The sequence below is a fragment of the Nitrospira sp. Ecomares 2.1 genome, assembly GCF_965152585.1.
On sequence record NZ_OZ224219.1, the window covers coordinates 2,369,529 to 2,389,277 of the forward strand.

Here is a 19,749-nt window from a genome sequence, read left to right on the forward strand (position 1 = left end):
GCCATGGTGACAGAAGAAAGCCGAACTGGACGACGCCCTGGGATGCCTTAGGAAATTCCTGCTTGGCGTTGAAGCCACCTGATGTAGCCAATAATCTGCGTGACATCATCGGCGGTCACGCCTTCGATCTTCGGCATGTTCCCGAACTTCCAATGGTGGGCTTTGACTCCCTGGGCCGCAGCCCGCTGAAAAGCAAAATCCGCATGATGACTGGGTTCATAAATCTTATGAACTAATGGAGGACCTTGACCCGTTCCCGAGGCTTGGGAACCATGGCAGGGAGAACAAAAGGCATTAAATTTTTCCTCGCCTTCTTTGAATTCTGTTGGAAGATCTTTTACTACCGATATTTGTGCGATGGATGCGGGAGCAGAAGATTCCCCGGCACTCGTCCCATTCTCAGAACAGCCAATAACAAACCAACAAAGAAGCCCTGCAAAACCCCGGAGAATTGTCCCTTTAGAATGATGGTTCATGTCCAAATTCCTTTACACCCATACTCGGTCACAATCAGACGTGGCCACAGCCTCATATTTATCCGGCCAGTAGCGGATCGGGAAGTTGGGCCTCTTGAAATCCCTCTTGACGAATCACGCAACTATCACATTGTCCGCACGGTTGATTATGTCGTCCTGGATTATAACAACTATTCGTCCATTGAAAAGGCACCCCTAAGGCATGTCCTTTTTGGATAATTTCACGTTTGGTCAAAAAGAGCAGCGGAGCGAGAATGTCGATCTGTCTACCTTCCAATCCCATTTGTGTGCCGAGACGGGCCACCTCCTTGAACGCCTCAATAAATGCCGGCCGACAATCCGGATAGCCGGAATAGTCACGAATGTTGGCCCCAAAAAAAATACTGGTGGCACCCAACACCTCGGCATAGGCCAGCGCCAAACTTAAGAAAATGGTATTTCTGGCCGGAACATAGGTGATGGGAATCTGCCGTTCACGATCCCGTGCGGGCTGATGGGCGGGAACCGGTATCTGATCGGTTAAGGCCGATCCCCCAAACGTTCGTAAGTCCAGTTGGACTATTTTGTGTTCTTTGACCTCAAAATATTCAGAAATTTTATGCGCACAATCAATTTCCGTTCGATGACGCTGTCCATAATCAATAGTCAGGAAATACAGCTCATGTCCTTCTGATTTGGCAATGGCGGCCGTCACCGTGGAATCCAACCCGCCACTTGCTAGAACAACAATTCTTGACTTAGGCATACGAGAATGTTCCCTGAACCCTTTTCCTCTCGCCTATCAGATGGCTAGCAGAGGGGTATAAGGAAAAATCAGTCACGGCCTCAGGTTTTGTTGGAAAGAAAGTTGAAGGCGCAAAACGCTTTTGTCGAATTGGATGAGTGTATGCCACTCCCAATTAGACAGGGTGAGAGAGCAGATGCAGCAATCCTTCTGATTATTGCCGCTGTTCCGATCGTTCAATTTTTTCCATCAGTTCTCGTTTGGATTTACACTCGACACACAAACGCGCAAACGGAAGCGCTTGCAAACGCTTTTCATTGATCTCGCCCCCACATTCTGCGCACACACCATAGGTGCCCTCATCCAAACTATCCAAGGCATCATCAATCAGTTGTCGTTCGCGATTTCGCATTTCTTGAAGCGAAATCCCCATTTCGCGATCCAAATCCACCAGCGCCTGGTCCCCGCTGTCCATCGCCGCTTCCAGCCGGCGTTGTTGTTCTTCTGTCACTGACTGACCAAGCTGTTGTTTGATTTCTTGAATCAGCGCTTCCCGTTTGGCCAAGAGAATTTCCTTTAACGCCACATGACGATCCTCTGTTTGAGCTTTCGCCGGCTTCCGCGGAGCAGGGGTTGCGGAAGTGGCTTTTGCTGTGGTTTTTTTCGTCCCGGCGGAGACCGTCGCTTTCGTTTCTTTCTTTACTGGTCTTTCGGCCATACTACATTCCTTTCTTCCTTCGAAAGTTAACCATTCTCTCACACGACTGGAGGATCAATGTCTGCGGACACCTTCCCCGTTGCATCATGCAATACGAGTAAAGTCTGTGTCCTTATTCATACGTAATCAGGGAGTGAATTTCACACCCGTTTAATTTGTTTCGTCCTTCAAGCCCAAGTAATTCCACTAAAAACACCACGCCGGCAATATCTCCACCCAGTTGCCGAATGAGATGGACTGTCGCCCCGGCCGTTCCTCCAGTCGCAAGGAGATCGTCAACCACAAGCACTCGCTCTCCCTCTTGAATCGCATCACGATGAATCGACAACGTCGTCGAGCCATACTCTAAATTATAATTGACCTCAAACACATCGGCCGGTAATTTGCCAGGCTTCCGGACAGGGACAAATCCGGCATTCAAGTGATACGCCAATGGGCTTCCTAAAATAAACCCTCGTGATTCAATCCCAACCACCCTGGTAATACCGGCATCCTGGTAGTGTCGAATGCATTCATCAATAATGGAACGAAAGCAAACAGGATTATTTAATAAGGGCGTAATATCATAAAAGAGGATACCCGGCTTAGGAAAATCAGGAACCTCTCGAATATGCGCTTTATAGTCCATAGATAAACTACTCAATCTTGATAAGACCTGTGGTTTCTTCTAACTTTTAGATCGGAATTATCCGATCCGCACCGCCCTCTATCCCTTACAGAAAAGTACGAAGGATTTGGAACCCTTCAGTTTGCCTGTTTGGGTCTTTCCAGTCAACTATTACCTGAAGAACTTGAGAGAGAGGAGGCCCTTTGTGGAGAGTTTGGAGAAAGGTCTGAACAGAGGCGTGTGGCCCCTCAACTTCCAATTCGACTTCTCCTCCAGCGCGGTTGCGCACCCACCCATGCAATGACCTCTTGTTGGCCTGCATTTGTACAAATGCTCGAAATCCGACTCCTTGAACTGTTCCACTCACACAGGCATGAGCCCGAACAATCTCTTCCATCTGCTCTTTCAGTTCCTCCTCAACCGGATACCGTGCGTCAAGATTTCTTTGCTGAATGGTGAGCAGCATAATCCTGTAGTAGCTGTTTTCCAACCCTCGTGGCTTCTCGGATACAATCAGGGATACCGATTCCATACATTCCTGCTCCTGTCACATAGAGACCTGGCGAATGAGCTAACTGTTCCTGAAGCTTCGCCAACCGGTCCCGATGTCCGAGCACATATTGAGGCATTCCCTGCTTCCATCGATAGACTTCTGTATAGGTCGGAGCGGTCGTGATCCCGACCAAAGACGTTAATTCTCCCCGAACACACTCCACAAGTGAGTCATCATCCTGCTCAAGAACCGACTCTCGCCCTCGACCACCGATGTAACAACGAATCAGAGTTTCGCCAGCCCTGCTCCTATCCGGCCACTTTAACGAAGTCCAGGTTGCCGCAAGCAATGGGCGTTGTTCTTTTCGGGGAACAACAAATCCGAATCCTCGAATCTGCGACCTAATGGATTCAGGGGGATAGGCCATAGAAATCGTAGCCGTCGAGGCATAGGGAATGCCATCTAACAGACTCGCTGCTTCAGGCTGAATGACACGAAGTAACTGAGCGGTCTGATAGGCCGGAGTGGCCAACACAACGGCATCAGCTGGAAGCCGATCTCCATTATCCAACATAACGTGAAATACGCCAGACTCAGGAGCCGGAGACTGAATTTCCTGACACTCGGCACCTCCAATTAAATCTACTCCACGTCTGCGCAATGCCTCCACTAAGGTTCGAATGAGCTCCCCTAATCCCCCTCGAAGCGACATAAACATCGTGGGAGTATCACCGGAGGAACGCGGGGCGGCTGGCGCGGCGCCGAGAGCCTTCCGCATTCCTTTAATGACACTGCCATGTTCTCGCTCTAATTCGCGAAATCGAGGAAAGGTCGACTCAATACTCAGTTCATCTGCATCCCCGGCATAGATGCCTGCCACCAATGGTTCAATGAGGTTCTCGAAGGCTTCGGTCCCAAACCGTCGACGAAAAAACTCGCCCATTGATTCGTCTGCCGGCCAAGGATTCCGCCTTGGCCAAAAGCGCTCGGCCGCCATCCGAAGCATTCCACCCCAGGACAAGAGTCCGCTAGAAACAAGGGTATCAACCCGTCGTGGCCGAAAGGCCAATAAGCCTTGTGGAAGTTCTCTCAAGGCACCCCGGCAAAATGAAAACGTTTGATTGTGTTGTGAGTTGGTAGAAATTAATTGATCTTGAAGCCCCAGGGTCCGGCACAATTCGAGCGCCCACGGCTTTGAAGTGAGAAAGGAGTCAGGTCCCCCTTCAATCAGATACTTGTCTGTGACATGTGTCAGAATTTTCCCACCCCATCTGGGATCTCGTTCAACGACTGTGCATTGTACGGCCGTCTGGGTTTTCTCAGCTTCTTCCATGATGGCATACGACGTGGCGAGGCCGGATATCCCTCCTCCCACAATAACCACTTGGTACGGTGTCTTCCTCATGAAGTCTCGAGCAATCAACGAGGAAATGCTAGAACGTGGTGAGAAATTGAAATAAACAGGTTTTCATGGAGGGATGGGGAAAAGCTGACAGGAAAAAGCACCTACGAGGAAGCCGTGGAAAACCGGCGAACACATTCAATGGCAAATTCAACGCTGTGCAAAGGGGTATTAGGAAGAATTCCGTGACCTAAATTAAATATGTGACCGGGTCGGCCGCCAGCTTGCTGCATAATATCCTTCACCCGACGCTCGATTTCTTTTTCAGGGGCAAACAGTACCAGGGGGTCCAAATTACCTTGAATACTCACATCAAACCCAATGGTCCTCCATGCTTCATCCAAACGAACACGCCAGTCGACGCCCATGACATCGCTTCCAGCCTTTCGCATAAGTGGAAGAAGCCCAGTCGTCCCTGTTCCAAAATAGATAAGGGGAATCCCTTCAACGCGTAGGGCTGAAAAAATATTTTGAACATGAGGAAGGACATATTCTTCATAATCGCCAGGACTTAAGCTTCCGACCCAACTATCAAAAAGCTGAATAGCTTGGGCGCCTGCTCGACTTTGCACCCGTAGATATTCCACGACAACCACAGACAGTTTGGACATTAATTGATGCCACACGGTTGGCTGCGAGAACATCAAATGTTTGGTTCGGGCATAGTCACGTGAGCTTCCGCCCTCAATGGCGTAACTGGCTAACGTGAACGGCGCCCCGGCAAATCCAAGTAAGGGGACTCGATTATCGAGGGCCTGAAGTGTCTGGCGAATGGCTTCCCCGGCATAAGCGAAGGCCTCCCCATCGACCTGACGCAGGTCCACAATGCCCATCTCACCTCGTATCGGATTATCAATAACCGGACCCTTCCCCTCAACAAATTCCAGGTTTAATCCCATGGCTTGGAGGGGCAATAAAATATCCGCAAAAATTATTGCCGCATCCAGATCAAAGCGATTAATCGGTTGAAGGGTGACTTCGGCAGCTAACGCCGGTGTTTTGCATACTTCTAAAATCGAATACTTGCGTCGGATAGCCTGGTACTCTTCCATGTACCGCCCTGCCTGACGCATAAACCAAACCGGGGTCCGGTCTACAGGCTGTCGCATACAGGCTTTTATAAATCGGTCATTCATGGCTGGCATTCTACGAAGGGAGAAAAAGTGAGTCAATCAATAACGTTCACAAAGAGATGCTGGTTGTCATTATGTTCGGCAGATTGTCTTTCTAATCAAAAATGATCTCCCTCTCTTACCTGTTAAATACGACGGGATACCACCAATCCATTTCCCTTCATGGTAAAAGAGTTGCCAGCTCTTGGCGAATTCTCTGGGCCTGACCCTCCACAACATCTCGTTGATCATCAGACATGACCCACGCCTCATCCGGTTGCAGTTCAATGCGATAATGTTGTTGATCAGTCGAAAACCATTCAAAGTAAGGATGAGGGTCAAGAAGAGGGTGCGGATCAAACGACATGAGACTGACTTTGCCTAGTTGAGGGATGGAAAAATCATATAGCGATCCTCCGGCTTGAGGATCATCTAAAAATCGTGGGTTTTGAAAACCCACGATTTTTCCGGCAATCTCTCCAACAAAATCCCCAACCAAATACACATCCACGGTTTCCAGTCCAGCTAAGGTGATTTGCCCAACGACCGATCCGACAATCCGATTGTCTAAAAAACCTTCCTTCACCCACCGGGCGTTAGCAAATGTTTCCGCCATAACAAATACTATTTAAAAAAGAAAAATCCCTCTCACGGACTGGTTGTACTGAAAGTCACAAAATCAGAACCCACGAGCTACGGTTTACATAAAGGACATTTGAGTTGGAGGGTGGCATCCGTATTTTCCAAATTTTCCAGAGCCGTATCCTTATCTGGATATTCGGTCCATCCGCCTTCCCAAAAGTCCGCCCGATGCGGGCCTGAAGGCACCTCCGGGCAACGATCCCGATGGATCATCGCTTCATCAAGTGATCGTTTCAGATGGATCCAATACCCCATAGTCGTGATGCTCCTTCACTGGATGGTACGCCGAGCCTGCCCCACAGGCACGATCAAAGATTTACGTGAAAACGACCTGTCAGGAATATTAACGAAGAGGGAGCCTGACCTGCAGGAATTCAGTTATCGACAAATTGCCATTCATCTTTATCTAAAAAAACTTTTTGCCCCGCATCAAGCTTGGCTTGCTGTTCCTTATCAAAAAACTGCATATACCGCTCAATGCGATCCGGATCGTCAATACGTTCCTCCTTGACCATTCCAGTGGGCAATTTAAATTTCCTAATTAACACCGACATGACTCATTCCTCCAAAATTTGACTGTAAAAAGACCAACGAAAAATTATAGTGAAATCATAAACTTGCCGTCAATATTTTTTTTGGACATTTCCATAGTCACTACGTTTATCCATTGGCCACGCCTAGGCATTCTTCGATATACTGGGGTCCTGACAGACTCGATATTAATCATGTTCATCGTATAATTTCAAAGGAGTCCGGTATGCCATTGTATGAATATGTCTGCGAAGGTTGCGATCATCGTTATGAGGCCATGCAAGCGCTTAGCGTTAAACCAGAAGAAACTCTTTGCCCCAAATGCAACACCACCAAAAGCCGACGCATCATGTCCTCGTTTGCGTCGAAAATTGTGGGAACACATAAACCAGGATTTGCAGAAGGCAAAGCGTATAACATGTTGAATGAACGAATGGATAAGTTTTCCAAACTCCCTCCTATTATGGGCCAACGCGCAGAGCCGACCGAGTCAAATTTTAACCCCCCAGCAGGAGAATAGGATGAGGCTTGGGCGGACATGTATAAAGCTGACCGCTCAAGGTATTCTATCCTCCACAATTCCCGCCCCTTGACATTTATTTCTATAAACCGGAAAGATGTGCCCGTTTTTTTATTCTTGGTCATATCGTAACCTGGTTTTTCGACCACTGGCGTGGCCGTTGTTTTTGGTAGGGATGATAAAAATTATGGCGGCCATCAGGCTTTGTAAATATAATGCGGTCAAGATAACTTCTCTGATCGGAATCGTTTTTCTCTGTGGACTGATATTTCCCTTAGGCCCGGTTCATTCCAAGGAATCTACTAAATCGGAACCTCCGGTTACGGATTCAGGGACGATTTCCGGAACGATTCTCATTGTTGGCAATGGACCTGAGCGATATCTTCTGGAAATTCTGGCTGCGGGGTTTGAGTCCCGCCATCCTTCTGTCTCCGTTGATATTTTCTGGCATCCTAATGCCAAACCAATCAGAACCATCGAACTTAATGAAGCTGATATTGGGATCACGGGCGAGGAGGTCCCTTCGCTCCGATCCACGGTCATTGCCAGAGACGGAATTGCCGTCTTAACCAATTTTTCAAACCCGGTAAAAGAAATGACTATCCAGCAAGTTGCGGATGTCTTTTCCGGGAAAATTCGTTATTGGTCTCAGGTCCATGAGGAAGCCCCTCAAACCAAAATTGTGCTAATCAATCGCACCCCTAATGAAAATATTCGACAAGGTTTCGAAAAAACATTACATATTCCAGATGGGATTCCGCGTTCCGCTCATAGGGCGGGAACCGAGAATGAAGCCATTAAAGCAGTGAGCGGAAATTTAGAGGCCATTACCTTTGTATCCATGACCCCAGCTCTCCGGGCCAAAGAAGATGGGATCGCGATAAATCTTCTGTTTATCAATCGGGTGGAGCCTGAAGTGCAAACCATATTGGACAATCGTTATCCACTCCAACGACCGGTGATGCTCATCACTCAATCCAGTCCCTCACAGCAGGTTCTGGCCTTTGAACAGTTTGCCCTTTCCCCAGAAGGCCAAAACCTAATGCGAAAAGGGAAATATTATCCACTTCTAAAGGACCAATAATTCGCGGAATCCCTGATTCGTTAGCTTATCTTCTGATACCATCTGGCCTCGAAAAATTCAGAACACGATCGGCACGGTCATGCATTCCTAAAGTTGAGACACGAACACTAGAATCGTATGTTAAAAAAAGTTTTGGTTGCCAATCGGGGAGAAATTGCGATGCGCGTCATCAGGGCATGTCGAGAATTCGGCATTGCCACGGCGGCGATTTATTCAGAAAGTGACGCCACCGCCATTTACGTCAAAAAAGCGAATGAAGCATATTTAGTCGGTCCGGGTCCTGTGCAAGGCTATCTTGATGCTCGACAGATTGTAGGATTAGCGAAGCGTATTCGAGCCGATGCCATTCATCCAGGGTATGGATTTTTGGCTGAAAACGCTGATTTTGCCAGGCTTTGTGAAGAGGCAGGCATTCTCTTTATTGGCCCATCTCCGCACTCACTTGAACTACTCGGCGATAAGGTCCAGGCTCGAGCACTGGCCATTAAAATCGGTGTTCCTGTTGTTCCCGGGACTGACGGCAGTGTTGGCACGTTGGAAGAGGCACTGACATTTTCCCATAAGGCGGGATACCCGGTCATGGTCAAAGCCAGCGCCGGGGGTGGAGGGCGAGGCCTTCGCGTCGTGCGATCAGACGATGAATTACAAGAGGCAATGGAAGCTGGGGCTCGAGAAGCCCTCGCCGCTTTTGGCAATGGTGATTTATTTCTTGAAAAATATGTGGAACGTCCACACCATATTGAATTTCAATTGCTGGCAGACAAAAACGGCTATGTGATTCATTTGGGAGAACGTGATTGTTCTATCCAACGGCGCCATCAAAAATTGATAGAAATTGCCCCGTCACTTGTATTAACCCCTCGTCTAAGAGCAGAAATGGGAGAAGCCGCCATCGCCATCGCTCGCGCCGCCCAATTCTATAATGCCGGCACCGTGGAGTTTCTGTTAGATCCCGATGGACGTTACTACTTCATGGAAATGAACCCTCGTATCCAAGTGGAACATACTGTCACGGAACAGATTACTACCGTTGATATTGTGCAATCCCAACTATGGATTGCGGCAGGGCGTCCTCTGGTCTTCGGGCAGCATGAGGTCAATCTCCAGGGCTATGCCATTCAATGTCGGGTAAATGCTGAAGATCCCCAAAATGGATTTCGACCATCATCGGGAAAAATTACCGCCTATTTGTCCCCGGGTGGTGTTGGAGTTCGGATTGACGGAGCGGTGTACAAGGATTATACCGTCCCTCCGTATTATGATGCCCTCCTCGCCAAGTTGACCGTTCATGGTCGGACCTGGGACGAAACTGTTCGCCGAACTCATCGCTCCCTTGAGGAATTTGTCCTGCGAGGTGTCAAAACTACCATTCCATTTATGGCAAAACTCATGGAAGAACCGGATTTCCGGGCCGGGCGATTTGATACCTCCTATCTTGAACGCCATCCCGAACTTTTTGAATATGAAGAGGCGGAAGAACCGGAAGATCTCGTCATTGCCCTATCCGCAGCTATCGCCGCATTTGAAGGATTATAACACCCTTTATGAAACGTTATGATCCATTGCCCATGTGAAAGGTCTCCTTATGTCACGAAAAACATCACACACCCATAAAAGCAAGAAGCCCAGTCGTCCGGTACCTACCCGGATGAAATTGGATGCCGCTCCGGCCCTGGATATCGAAGCGTCTCCGAAGCGGCAGGTCTTTTTAACAGATGTGGCTCTACGAGACGGACACCAGTCCCTTTTAGCGACGCGTATGCGCACAGAGGATCTCTTATCCGTTGCTTCAGAATTAGACGAAGTCGGATTTTGGTCATTAGAAGTGTGGGGCGGCGCAACCTTCGATTCGTGTCTCCGGTTCCTTAAAGAGGACCCTTGGGAGCGCCTTCGAGCCTTTCGTGAAGCCATGCCGAAAACTCGTCTTCAAATGCTCTTGCGTGGCCAAAACCTTGTGGGGTATCGACATTATGCTGACGATGTCCTTGAAAAATTCATCGAATTATCGGCGCAAAACGGTATTGATGTCTTTAGAATCTTTGATGCCCTGAATGACATCAGGAACATCAAACCGGCCATGGAAGTTGTGAAGGCCTGCGGCAAGCATATTGAAGCGACTATTTGTTATACGGTCAGTCCGGTCCACAGTCTGAATCACTTTGTGGAACAAGCTAAACAACTCGAGGACCTCGGGGCAGACACCATTTGTATAAAGGATATGGCTGGACTTCTTCCTCCCTTTGAAGCCTATGAATTGATCTCTCGCTTGAAAGCCACTGTTCGGGTCCCGATTCACCTGCACACCCATTACACTTCGGGAATGGCTTCCATGTCTTCTCTCATGGCCATTATGGGCGGGTTGGATATATTGGATACCGCATTATCCCCCCTCTCCGGCGGCACCTCTCACCCCCCGACCGAATCATTTATTGCCGCCCTTCGCAACACTCCCTATGACACGAAATTAAATCTTGAACAAATCGCCCCTGCTGCAGATAAATTACGCAAAGCCCGTAAACGCTATCGGCAGTTTGAAAGCGATTTCACCGGTGTGGATACGGACATTCTCCTCTCCCAAGTGCCCGGGGGAATGCTTTCGAATTTAGCAGCCCAACTGGCCGAACAAAATGCGCTGGGAAAAATCAAAGAAGTGCTGGAAGAAATTCCACGCGTGCGAAAAGATATGGGATATCCCCCTTTGGTCACCCCCACGAGCCAAATTGTGGGAACGCAGGCGACGCTGAATATTTTGACCGGCGAGCGTTATAAAGTGATTACGAATGAAACCAAAAACTATTTTCAGGGTTTGTATGGGAAACCACCTGGTACCCTCAACTCGAAGATTCGGCAAAAAGCCTTGGAGGGCGACGTGCCTGTAGCCGGTCGTCCCGCTGACAACCTTGATCCTGAGCTGGGAGATGCAACGCAGGAACTCGTAGGACGGGAAATGGCTGAAGAGGACATTGTCTCCTATGCGCTCCTCCCGTCCGTGGCCTTGCAATTTTTTGATGAACGGGAGCGAGGGGAACTCAAACCCGAACCCCTTCACGCCTCCCCGGAGAGTGGGCCGGCGGTGGCTCACGATCTACATTTAGCTCCGGTAGAATTCAACGTCACCGTTCACGGCGAAGCCTATCATATTCGCGTGTCGGGATCCGGCCAGACAGTAGACGGCGTGAAACCCTATTACATTAAAGTGAATGACAAACTTGAAGAAGTGTATCTTGAACCGATTCAAGAAGTCTTAGCCGGATCACCTGACCCTCCACCATCCCAGGCATCAAAGACGGAGAAACGTCCCAAGCCATCACAACCTGGAGACGTGACCACACCCATGCCCGGCCGGGTGGTCAAAGTCCTGGTGACAGAGGGTTCCACTGTCAACGTGGGTGATTCCCTGCTGGTAGTGGAAGCCATGAAAATGGAGAATCGAGTCCAATCGCCGATTGCCGGTTCCGTCATCACCATCTACGTCAAAGAAGGAGATGAAGTGAATCCTGATGAAACGCTGATTCATCTGGAATAATAATGCGGGGCTGTTCTCACTTTCGATTATTTCTCCTTTTCATGATCGTGCTAGGATGCTTGACGATTTTGGGCTGTTCTTCCCTCAAGACGCTCCCTTCCGGAATCGACTTGATCCAACGTGTGCCCTATCAGACCACCAGAGTCAACACCCATCGCATTGCCTATCTTGACGTTGGGCAAGGTCCGCCGCTTATCCTCATCCACGGATTTGGCGGATCGATATGGCAATGGGAGCATCAATATTCGGTTCTAGCCCAAACTCACCGGGTCATCATCCTGGATTTGCTCGGTTCTGGGCTCTCTGATAAACCCGATGATGCGTATACGCCAAAATATCTCGTGGAGTTTTTTCGCCAATTCATGGATGCCCTCAATATTTCACGAGCGACGTTAGTCGGAAATTCCATGGGAGCCGGGTTGGCGATGGCCATGGCCCTTGACTATCCGGAACGAGTGGATCGACTTGTGCTCATCTCGGGATTTCCCGCCCACGTTGAGAACAGCATCGCTTCACCACATTACCAACGCTTTCTCCACCACCGCCCTCCCATTTGGCTCGCAAAATTAGGAAACTGGATGGCCGGGAGAAGGACCACAGAATATATTCTCAAAGAAATTATCTATAATGCCGCACTCATCTCCCCTGCCATTATTGACCGTTCATTTCACAATCGACAAAGAGGCGATTTTCTTGTCCCTCTTTATTCATTGATGGACAATATCAAAACATGGGAGGGACAATATGGAAATAGGTTTCAGCAGATTTCTCATCCTGTCCTGCTACTCTGGGGAGATCAGGACCGAGTGTTTCCGCTCGATGTGGGTGAACGGGTAAAAGACCAATTACCTCATGTCGAATGGCATGTCATCCCGGAAGCGGGGCATCTTGCCCAGTGGGAAGCACCCACTATGGTGAATCAATTTATCCTCTCATTTTTAGAACGAGATTTCTAAAGGACACATCACTCAACCGGCTATTTATCCCACGCGTATCTGAGAAAATGGTATTTTTTATATAATACCGATAGCTTAACCCGGATCATCAAGTTGGATAGAAGGAGCATCATCATGCAAAAAATTTCCTCCATTATGTCGTTACTTTTTATCCTAGCGGCTTCCTCATTAGCTGGATGTTCCACCCTGAATGGGCAATCAGACCAGAATTTTTCCTATAAAAACATTCCGATTGATAAAGAAACCGCCAGGACAGGAGAAGGGTCGACCATTCTTTTTCGAGGTACCCCCTTGCCGCTGAGTGGTATGGAAGTGAAAGCCGGGGAGACTCTTCGTGCCGTCCCATTGGCAAAAGGTGACTTATCACTCGTGAACATCCATGAGTCCCAAGGGAAAGTCCGCATCATCAGTATCGTGCCTTCCCTCGACACGAAAGTTTGCGAACAACAAACACATTACCTGAGTGAAAAAAACAAGGGTCTTGATCAGCAGGTGTCACTGATAACCATTAGCGTCGATACGCCTTTCGCTCAAGAACGATTTGCGAAAGAAGCAGGAATTGCCAATGTTGAATTTCTGTCAGATTTTCGAGGTGGAGAGTTTGGCATCTCCCATGGATTACTCTTGGAGAGACCCCATGTCCTGGCCCGAGCCGTCATGGTTGTCGATGCGAATAATGTGATCCGCTATCTCCAGGTCACTCCCGATCTCGGCCATATGCCGGATATGGAGAGAGCCTTTCAAGTAGCGCGATCCGTGCTACAAAACTCGTGACACCACATACCTCAATAAACATTCACCACTCACTCTCATGACGTTTTCAGAACAATTACGAAATCGCGCCGCCCCTATTTGGGCTGCCCAGTTAAGGCATCCTTTCGTCGTGGCATTGGGGAAAGGCACGTTACCGGCAAAAAAGTTTCAATATTACATCCTACAAGATGCAAGGTATTTAGAAGAATTGGCCAGAGTCTTTGCTCTAGGATCGGCCAAAGCGACGGATGGAGATACAGCCCTCCGCTTTGCAAAATTAGTTGAAGATACCATTACCGTCGAACGAGGCCTTCATGAATCCTATGGAAAGCAATGGGCTCTTTCCGCCAAGGACATGCGATCCACCCCCCTTTCCCCGACGAATTATGCCTATTGTCGGCATATGAGAAGCGTGGCTCAAACCGGGACACTCGGTGAAATCACCACGGTGGCCCTACCCTGTGCATGGGTCTATTGTGAAGTCGGACAACATCTTTTAGGGAAAACAACACCCAAACGCTCACATCCGTATTATGAATGGTTACAACTCTATGGGTCACCCGAGTTTGCGGAAGTCACCCGATGGATGCGCGAAGTCGTCGATCGATGCGCCAAGACAGCAGGCCGGGCAGAAAAAGCCAGAATGGAAGAAGCCTTTTTAATTAGTTCACAATACGAATGGATGTTTTGGGATATGGCCTGGCGGGAAGAGAAATGGCCCATATAGGACATTACATTCCTTAATCTTTAAACAACATGACGTGGACAGCATTCACTGCTTTCAAAACTCTGCCCGTTCATTCACGCAATTTCTCCCGGTGACAACGCAAGCACATGAAAAAAGTCCAATTCCCCTTTCTTTATATTCTGGTGTTATTCAATGTATGTGCAGGGATTCAATTTCCGGTCCAGGTCAATGGACAACCTCACATTGCAAAAGGAATCCAACCCCTTATCCAACTGGAAGGCCAGTCCTTGCATCAACTGATCCCCAGGGATACCCGTCCCCTCCTCCTTCCAGAAGAACAGGAAGCATTTCTTCAGGAACTTGAAGGCCATCCACCGGATTGGCCCACCTTACAGAGCCCGGATCACACTGAGCAAAGCGAGCGTCTATTCCAACTGAATCGCGCTCGGGACGAGGCCCGCCTCATCCACAAAAATATCCTTCAAAAACCCATTGCCTTTCTATGGTCAGGCTTTCTCCGGCAATATATGCCGGAATACGAGGGATATTCCGTGGCCTTAGGTCCAGAACTCACATCGACATCGTGGGGTATTGTGCGCTTTAAGCCTGTGGGCTTGCCCGACTATTTGGTGGCCATCCCCTCTCTTGAATTGGTTACGCAAATTCGGCGTCAGCAACAAAATGGTGAGCAAATTGCCATCGGCATCCTTTTTTTGGGTACTCTGGTTGCCGATGAATCACTTATCTATAGCTTTTCTCATGATCAGAAGGGGGACGGAATGATTTTACCCGTCGTCCAAATCGAGGATGTAAGGTATTTCCTCTTCCCCCCGAATCCAGCATCATCACATTAATCCACTGTTAACAAAGGACGTGTCAGATTTCTCCAACCCAAGCCATATCTAAACCATTCGTGCTATTAAAGTATTGGGGGCCAGTCGTCCTCTATGCTCTTGTTATTGTATATCTCTCCTCCCAATCCAATCCTGCCCAACAACTCCACATCCCTTCATTTCTTTTTAAAATTAATGATAAAATTTTACATGCCTGCGAATATGGCGTACTCGGGATTTTGCTCTATCGGGCATTCAAATACACAACCCCGATGGCTGGAAATATGGGCCTCGCAATCATCTGCGTCATCGCATTCGGGATTTCCGATGAAATTCATCAGTGGTTTGTCCCCCAGCGTCAGGCCGACATTTGGGATCTCGTCGCCGATACCTTTGGCGCCGCCTTTCTGATTCTTGGATGGGTGCTCATTACCGAGAAAGGACGAAAACGGCTGACTATCTTCAAGTAACACTCACCCAGCACCATGGCACAGTTGTTACCAAACTGATATCCGCACTCAACAAACAGACAGCATCACTACATGAGGAAATCTATCAAGAAATCCCCAGATGACCGGATGGCCATTCTCGGCAACCAGAATGGAGTCACCTATCTTTTCGTCATGATGCTGGTTGTCGTCATGTCCATTGGAACGATGGAAGTCACCCAACAGTGGTCGGTTATAATGCAACGGGATCGAGAGGCCGAACTACAATTTCGTGGAACTAGTATTGCAAAAGCCATTGAGCGATTTGTGGCGGACTGGGAAATTCAGAAAAGCACACGTCCCAACCAATGGCCGCGAACGCTTGAAGAATTAACGAAGAAGTCACCAAAACGGTATCTCCGGAAGGCCTACGCTGATCCCATAACCGGAAACAAATTTGCGTTGATAAAAATTGGCCAGGAGATACATGGAGTCAGAAGTACCAGCACCGATACCCCATATAATCAGAATGACTTCAAGGGTGCCAAAACTTACCAAGCCATCCGCTTCGAAGCCAAGGGAAACACCAACTGCCAGATCAATCCGCTCAATCCTAATGCGCCAACCAACTGTGCCCCTGCGGCCAACACACTCCCTTCTGGAGAACCTTCCCTAGGGAATACCCCTTCGACAAATTCCCCGATTCAATCTCCATCTACAGAAGCCCCAATCGAGGAAACTTCACCTTTACAGTAATCCTGAACCCATTCGAGCCCGCAGGGACGGGACTCAATATTGACGAAGGGATATCCGATACAGAAATTAGAGTAGCTTAAAGAAACGAGCAAGTAACTCTAGCCCGTATTTGACAAATATGCTAGGGTAAGGAGGATTTGTGAGATCTTCGTCTTACCCCCCCAGTCATTCTCATTACATATAGTGAAGGATATAATGCCTAGAATTAAGCCGTTTTGCGTGTTGGCCATGGTTTTTATGATGCTTCTGATGTCCTGCACTCTTCGTGAAACCCAGCTTGGGGATGAACTTGAACAAAAAGGTGATTTTGATGGAGCCGTGGCGGCTTATCGGGACGCCCTGAGGAAAGACCCCTTCAATAAAGAAATTGAGGATAAATTCCAATCGGTTAAAATCCGTGCAGCAGATCAGCATTTCTCCCGTGGAAGGCAGATGTTAAAAGAGCGGAAAATCGGTGACGCCCTTCAAGAATTTCAAATGGCTCTGGGGTTCGATCCACAGAACATTGAACACCATACGGCCCTCAACGATGTCTGGCGTTTAAAGACCGCTCATCAAAACTTGTTGGATGCCAAACACATGGAAGGTCTTGGCCGATATGACGAAGCCATGACGCTGTATGAATCATCTGTGGAATTCGACCCCTCCCTGTCAGAGGCGGTTGAGGGCATCACGAGAGTGGTCCAATTACAGAAAACCACCCAAGCCATCGGTGGCTCGGCGGAACCCGTGACCCTTCGGTTTCAGAATACCCGTCTTAAGCAAGTTTTTGAAATTTTGGCGAGAACCGCCAATATCGATATTTTATTTGATAAGGATGTGCGGGATGATCTCGTGACCATTTTCACCAAAGACACCCCCTTCGATGAAGCCCTAAATCTTATATTAACGACCAATCAACTGTTTGCCAAACGCGTCGGGCCTGACCGACTGTTGGTCATCCCCGATACCAAGCAAAAACGGGAACAATATGATGACCTGCAAATCCGCACGTTTTATCTTTCCAATGCCAAGGCCAAAGATATCGCGAATCTTCTCCGGACGATACTGGAAACCAAGCGCGTCTATGTGAATGAACCGTTGAACACCGTGGTCATACGAGACGAACCGGCCAAGGTCAGCCTGGCCGAGCAGATCATCCTGGCCAATGATCGTAGCGACTCGGAAGTCCTGTTTGAAGTGGAAGTCCTGGAAGTCAACCGTACCAACAAACAAAACCTGGGCTTACAGTTTGCCAAAGAAGCCGGATTTGGTATTTTCCCGCCCGGCACTGAGTCTCCGTTATCTCCCGCATTTTCTCTTCCTTCAACATTTTCGTTCAAACAATTAACAGACATTGGTCAGGAATCGTTTATGTTTCGGTTTCCCAGCAGTGTCCTACTGAATTTTTTCAAACAGGAATCTCAGGCCAAAACCCTGGCTTCGCCTAAAATCAGAGTGCTCAATAATCAGAAAGCCTCCATCAATGTCGGGGACAAACAACCGATTCTTCTGTCCACCACGAATGTGTTACCAGGTCAGGCATCCACAGGTGCAGTTCCCACCACTTCGACCGTGACCTCCATTGAATTTAAGGATACGGGCATCAAACTCACCGTCGAGCCGACCATCCACTTGAATAACAGCATTTCCCTGCGGTTGCAGATAGAAGTCACACGCCTGGGAGCCAGGGAAATACTTCAAACATCTCCCTTAATTACCCAATTCAAGTTTGGAACCCGTACTGCGGACACCGCACTCAATATGCGGGATGGTGAGACCGTCGTGCTCGGCGGGCTCCTTTCAGAGGATGACACAAAGACGCGGGATAGCGTTCCCGGGGTCGATGACATTCCCGGCCTTGGTGACCTCCTCAGTAACACCAATAAGGAAAAAATTACGACTGAAGTCATTTTGGTGATTACCCCCCATATCGTCCGAAACGTCCAACCTCAGCAGTTAGCGAAACAGACTCTCTGGTCCGGGACGGCCAATCAGTACACCACCAAGCCGCTGTTTTCACAACCAAACCCGGCTGTGGCCCTTATGAACACCCAGGACTTCCCTACAGAAATGACCAATTCTTCGGACTCGTCCGCATTTCCGCAAAATCCGCAATTCACTGAGGGCAAGACGCCCACCCAAGAATCTGTAGAACAGGATACGGCAGAGGCATCTCAGCCGATGGCCGATGAACCTCACCTTCAAATACTACCGTCAGCCGCATCGATTAAAATGGGGGAAGAAATTTCCGTTACTCTTCAAGGGGAAAATTTCTCCAGTACCGGAAATTCGTCTCTCACGCTATCGTATGATCCGGCCGTTGTGACTTTTAAAAATGCAGTGGAAGGTCCCTTCTGGAGCAACCAGTCGGTTCCCTCCAGTCTCACGGTTTCTGTCGTCCCCAATATTGGTAAAATCGTGCTCCAAATGGGGCAACAAGGAAAGTCTGTACAAGGAAGTGGCTCGCTAGCCACGGTGGTATTCGAAGCCGCAGGAGCTGGGAATTCAAACATTGATATTCAACAAACAACGGTCTTGGGAGCCAATGGCCAACCTATCCCGGTCATGGTCCAACATGGCAGAATTTTGGTGGAATAAATCCTCGCCAACTCAAGGCGGGGTAACCTTAATCGAACTATTAGTCACGTTGGTCATTATGTTTATATTAGCCTCCGTCGCCCTACCCATTGCGAAAATCAGCATTAAACGATCGCAAGAGTTAGAGCTGCGCCATACCTTACGAACAGTACGAAGCGCCATTGATGCGTTTCATCTGGATTGGGCGAGAGATGGGACCGTTCGTACAGGGAAGCTCTGCGTGGAAAACGTGACGTCATGTCAGGAGGCCACCGGAGCGACCGGCTATCCTAAGACGCTGGAAACACTCTTGAAGGTTAAATTAACAGGGGAGAAAGCCCAACTGGGTGAGGAATCGGAAATTAAACGGTACCTCCGGAAAATCCCATTTGATCCAATAACAGAGTCCACCGAATGGGGGCTCCGGTGTTTCCAGGATGAACCAGACGAAACGCGGTGGTGCGGGGAAGATGTGTTTGACATCTATACCACCAGCGAAAAAAAGGCAATTGATGGGACCCCCTATCGTGAATGGTAATGACCCACTTTGTAGTTATTGGCAAAAAGGGCTACACTTTACTTGAACTCATGATTGTTGTGGCAATCGTGGGGATTCTCGTTTCCATCGCGATTCCCACGTTTCAACACACGGCAATCAAAGCCAAGGAAGCGGCTCTGAAACAAAATTTATTCACAATGCGAGCGGTCATCGATCAATTTTATGCGGATAGAAAGGAATATCCCGCAACCTTGGAGGACCTGGTGGAAGAGAAGTACCTTCGAGCCATCCCGGTAGATCCATTTACCAGGTCCTCGACCACATGGTCCGAAATTTATGAAGAACAGGAGGAGGGCGAGGACTCTCCTGCTGGAATTTTTGATATTAAAAGTGGGAGTAACGGCCAGGCGCTGGATGGCACTCCCTATACAGAATGGTAGGT

The 19,749-nt window shown here is 48.6% G+C and carries 23 protein-coding genes; 13 read left to right on the top strand and 10 right to left on the bottom strand.

Going from position 1 to position 19,749, the window contains the following annotated elements:
• Positions 1-47: 47 nt before the first annotated feature.
• The 10 genes from ACWHYD_RS10315 to ACWHYD_RS10360 form a co-directional block, all read right to left on the bottom strand.
• On the bottom strand, positions 48-476 hold the full coding sequence (locus tag ACWHYD_RS10315) for a c-type cytochrome (protein WP_447961951.1): 429 nt from the start codon (positions 474-476) through the stop codon (positions 48-50).
• A gap of 58 nt (positions 477-534) precedes the next feature.
• Positions 535-1,221 carry a 7-cyano-7-deazaguanine synthase QueC gene (queC, locus tag ACWHYD_RS10320; RefSeq protein WP_447961952.1) on the bottom strand — a complete coding sequence of 229 codons (687 nt, stop codon included), beginning with the start codon at positions 1,219-1,221 and terminating at the stop codon, positions 535-537.
• Positions 1,222-1,414: 193 nt separating this feature from the next.
• Complete coding sequence (locus tag ACWHYD_RS10325; RefSeq protein WP_447961953.1) at positions 1,415-1,918, bottom strand: TraR/DksA family transcriptional regulator; 504 nt, start codon at positions 1,916-1,918, stop codon at positions 1,415-1,417.
• Between the two features lie 112 nt (positions 1,919-2,030).
• Positions 2,031-2,546: an adenine phosphoribosyltransferase gene (locus ACWHYD_RS10330; RefSeq protein WP_447961954.1), complete on the bottom strand. Its 516-nt coding sequence runs from the start codon at positions 2,544-2,546 to the stop codon at positions 2,031-2,033.
• 85 nt (positions 2,547-2,631) lie between these two features.
• Positions 2,632-2,991, bottom strand: coding sequence for an acylphosphatase (locus ACWHYD_RS10335; RefSeq protein WP_447961955.1), 360 nt, complete (start codon positions 2,989-2,991; stop codon positions 2,632-2,634).
• Positions 2,960-4,423 (bottom strand): protoporphyrinogen oxidase, encoded by a 1,464-nt coding sequence (hemG, locus tag ACWHYD_RS10340; protein WP_447961956.1) that lies wholly within the window; start codon positions 4,421-4,423, stop codon positions 2,960-2,962. The genes ACWHYD_RS10335 and hemG overlap by 32 nt, the downstream gene beginning before the upstream one ends.
• 101 nt (positions 4,424-4,524) lie before the next feature.
• Positions 4,525-5,556, bottom strand: coding sequence for a uroporphyrinogen decarboxylase (gene hemE, locus ACWHYD_RS10345; RefSeq protein WP_447961957.1), 1,032 nt, complete (start codon positions 5,554-5,556; stop codon positions 4,525-4,527).
• Positions 5,557-5,713: 157 nt separating this feature from the next.
• Positions 5,714-6,148 (bottom strand): hypothetical protein, encoded by a 435-nt coding sequence (locus ACWHYD_RS10350; protein WP_447961958.1) that lies wholly within the window; start codon positions 6,146-6,148, stop codon positions 5,714-5,716.
• Positions 6,149-6,225: 77 nt separating this feature from the next.
• Entirely contained in the window at positions 6,226-6,429 is a 204-nt protein-coding gene (locus tag ACWHYD_RS10355; RefSeq protein WP_447961959.1) for a hypothetical protein, read from the bottom strand.
• 119 nt (positions 6,430-6,548) lie between these two features.
• The gene (locus tag ACWHYD_RS10360; RefSeq protein ID WP_312641234.1) at positions 6,549-6,728 is read right to left on the bottom strand and encodes a hypothetical protein; all 180 of its coding nucleotides are present in this window, start codon (positions 6,726-6,728) and stop codon (positions 6,549-6,551) included.
• A 203-nt stretch (positions 6,729-6,931) separates the two neighbouring features.
• Here ACWHYD_RS10360 and ACWHYD_RS10365 point away from each other — a divergent pair, with 203 nt between their 5' ends.
• The 13 genes from ACWHYD_RS10365 (at position 6,932) to ACWHYD_RS10425 (ending at position 19,747) form a co-directional block, all read left to right on the top strand.
• Complete coding sequence (locus ACWHYD_RS10365) at positions 6,932-7,225, top strand: FmdB family zinc ribbon protein (protein ID WP_447961960.1); 294 nt, start codon at positions 6,932-6,934, stop codon at positions 7,223-7,225.
• 187 nt (positions 7,226-7,412) lie between these two features.
• On the top strand, positions 7,413-8,309 hold the full coding sequence (locus tag ACWHYD_RS10370) for a substrate-binding domain-containing protein (RefSeq protein WP_447961961.1): 897 nt from the start codon (positions 7,413-7,415) through the stop codon (positions 8,307-8,309).
• Positions 8,310-8,426: 117 nt separating this feature from the next.
• Entirely contained in the window at positions 8,427-9,845 is a 1,419-nt protein-coding gene (locus tag ACWHYD_RS10375) for an acetyl-CoA carboxylase biotin carboxylase subunit (protein WP_447961962.1), read from the top strand.
• Positions 9,846-9,957: 112 nt separating this feature from the next.
• The gene (oadA, locus tag ACWHYD_RS10380; protein ID WP_447965857.1) at positions 9,958-11,835 is read left to right on the top strand and encodes a sodium-extruding oxaloacetate decarboxylase subunit alpha; all 1,878 of its coding nucleotides are present in this window, start codon (positions 9,958-9,960) and stop codon (positions 11,833-11,835) included.
• A 2-nt stretch (positions 11,836-11,837) separates the two neighbouring features.
• Positions 11,838-12,791 carry an alpha/beta fold hydrolase gene (locus tag ACWHYD_RS10385; RefSeq protein WP_447961963.1) on the top strand — a complete coding sequence of 318 codons (954 nt, stop codon included), beginning with the start codon at positions 11,838-11,840 and terminating at the stop codon, positions 12,789-12,791.
• A gap of 114 nt (positions 12,792-12,905) precedes the next feature.
• Entirely contained in the window at positions 12,906-13,565 is a 660-nt protein-coding gene (gene tpx, locus ACWHYD_RS10390) for a thiol peroxidase (RefSeq protein WP_447961964.1), read from the top strand.
• A 37-nt stretch (positions 13,566-13,602) separates the two neighbouring features.
• On the top strand, positions 13,603-14,271 hold the full coding sequence (tenA, locus tag ACWHYD_RS10395; RefSeq protein WP_447961965.1) for a thiaminase II: 669 nt from the start codon (positions 13,603-13,605) through the stop codon (positions 14,269-14,271).
• 107 nt (positions 14,272-14,378) lie between these two features.
• The gene (locus ACWHYD_RS10400) at positions 14,379-15,086 is read left to right on the top strand and encodes a hypothetical protein (RefSeq protein ID WP_447961966.1); all 708 of its coding nucleotides are present in this window, start codon (positions 14,379-14,381) and stop codon (positions 15,084-15,086) included.
• 59 nt (positions 15,087-15,145) lie between these two features.
• Positions 15,146-15,535 (top strand): VanZ family protein, encoded by a 390-nt coding sequence (locus tag ACWHYD_RS10405; protein ID WP_447961967.1) that lies wholly within the window; start codon positions 15,146-15,148, stop codon positions 15,533-15,535.
• Between the two features lie 72 nt (positions 15,536-15,607).
• Positions 15,608-16,249 (top strand): hypothetical protein, encoded by a 642-nt coding sequence (locus ACWHYD_RS10410; protein ID WP_447961968.1) that lies wholly within the window; start codon positions 15,608-15,610, stop codon positions 16,247-16,249.
• Positions 16,250-16,444: 195 nt separating this feature from the next.
• Positions 16,445-18,829, top strand: coding sequence for a secretin N-terminal domain-containing protein (locus ACWHYD_RS10415; protein WP_447961969.1), 2,385 nt, complete (start codon positions 16,445-16,447; stop codon positions 18,827-18,829).
• The gene (locus ACWHYD_RS10420; RefSeq protein ID WP_447961970.1) at positions 18,807-19,346 is read left to right on the top strand and encodes a type II secretion system protein; all 540 of its coding nucleotides are present in this window, start codon (positions 18,807-18,809) and stop codon (positions 19,344-19,346) included. Before ACWHYD_RS10415 ends, ACWHYD_RS10420 begins: the two co-directional genes overlap by 23 nt.
• A complete protein-coding gene (locus ACWHYD_RS10425; protein WP_447961971.1) occupies positions 19,346-19,747 on the top strand; it encodes a type IV pilin protein in 402 nt (133 codons plus the stop codon). Before ACWHYD_RS10420 ends, ACWHYD_RS10425 begins: the two co-directional genes overlap by 1 nt.
• Positions 19,748-19,749: the final 2 nt, after the last annotated feature.

Excerpts from the sequence above, each read along its gene's own strand:
- ACWHYD_RS10415 (WP_447961969.1), top strand. The coding sequence starts at position 16,445 with ATGCCTAGAATTAAGCCGTTTTGCGTGTTGGCCATGGTTTTTATGATG.
- ACWHYD_RS10370 (WP_447961961.1), top strand. The coding sequence starts at position 7,413 with ATGGCGGCCATCAGGCTTTGTAAATATAATGCGGTCAAGATAACTTCT.
- ACWHYD_RS10385 (WP_447961963.1), top strand. The coding sequence starts at position 11,838 with ATGCGGGGCTGTTCTCACTTTCGATTATTTCTCCTTTTCATGATCGTG.
- hemG (WP_447961956.1), bottom strand. The coding sequence starts at position 4,423 with ATGAGGAAGACACCGTACCAAGTGGTTATTGTGGGAGGAGGGATATCC.
- tpx (WP_447961964.1), top strand. The coding sequence starts at position 12,906 with ATGCAAAAAATTTCCTCCATTATGTCGTTACTTTTTATCCTAGCGGCT.
- tenA (WP_447961965.1), top strand. The coding sequence starts at position 13,603 with ATGACGTTTTCAGAACAATTACGAAATCGCGCCGCCCCTATTTGGGCT.
- ACWHYD_RS10410 (WP_447961968.1), top strand. The coding sequence starts at position 15,608 with ATGAGGAAATCTATCAAGAAATCCCCAGATGACCGGATGGCCATTCTC.
- hemE (WP_447961957.1), bottom strand. The coding sequence starts at position 5,556 with ATGAATGACCGATTTATAAAAGCCTGTATGCGACAGCCTGTAGACCGG.
- ACWHYD_RS10350 (WP_447961958.1), bottom strand. The coding sequence starts at position 6,148 with ATGGCGGAAACATTTGCTAACGCCCGGTGGGTGAAGGAAGGTTTTTTA.
- ACWHYD_RS10330 (WP_447961954.1), bottom strand. The coding sequence starts at position 2,546 with ATGGACTATAAAGCGCATATTCGAGAGGTTCCTGATTTTCCTAAGCCG.
- ACWHYD_RS10425 (WP_447961971.1), top strand. The coding sequence starts at position 19,346 with ATGACCCACTTTGTAGTTATTGGCAAAAAGGGCTACACTTTACTTGAA.
- ACWHYD_RS10355 (WP_447961959.1), bottom strand. The coding sequence starts at position 6,429 with ATGGGGTATTGGATCCATCTGAAACGATCACTTGATGAAGCGATGATC.
- oadA (WP_447965857.1), top strand. The coding sequence starts at position 9,958 with ATGAAATTGGATGCCGCTCCGGCCCTGGATATCGAAGCGTCTCCGAAG.
- queC (WP_447961952.1), bottom strand. The coding sequence starts at position 1,221 with ATGCCTAAGTCAAGAATTGTTGTTCTAGCAAGTGGCGGGTTGGATTCC.
- ACWHYD_RS10420 (WP_447961970.1), top strand. The coding sequence starts at position 18,807 with ATGGCAGAATTTTGGTGGAATAAATCCTCGCCAACTCAAGGCGGGGTA.
- ACWHYD_RS10400 (WP_447961966.1), top strand. The coding sequence starts at position 14,379 with ATGAAAAAAGTCCAATTCCCCTTTCTTTATATTCTGGTGTTATTCAAT.
- ACWHYD_RS10375 (WP_447961962.1), top strand. The coding sequence starts at position 8,427 with ATGTTAAAAAAAGTTTTGGTTGCCAATCGGGGAGAAATTGCGATGCGC.
- ACWHYD_RS10365 (WP_447961960.1), top strand. The coding sequence starts at position 6,932 with ATGCCATTGTATGAATATGTCTGCGAAGGTTGCGATCATCGTTATGAG.
- ACWHYD_RS10360 (WP_312641234.1), bottom strand. The coding sequence starts at position 6,728 with ATGTCGGTGTTAATTAGGAAATTTAAATTGCCCACTGGAATGGTCAAG.
- ACWHYD_RS10315 (WP_447961951.1), bottom strand. The coding sequence starts at position 476 with ATGAACCATCATTCTAAAGGGACAATTCTCCGGGGTTTTGCAGGGCTT.
- ACWHYD_RS10325 (WP_447961953.1), bottom strand. The coding sequence starts at position 1,918 with ATGGCCGAAAGACCAGTAAAGAAAGAAACGAAAGCGACGGTCTCCGCC.
- ACWHYD_RS10335 (WP_447961955.1), bottom strand. The coding sequence starts at position 2,991 with ATGCTGCTCACCATTCAGCAAAGAAATCTTGACGCACGGTATCCGGTT.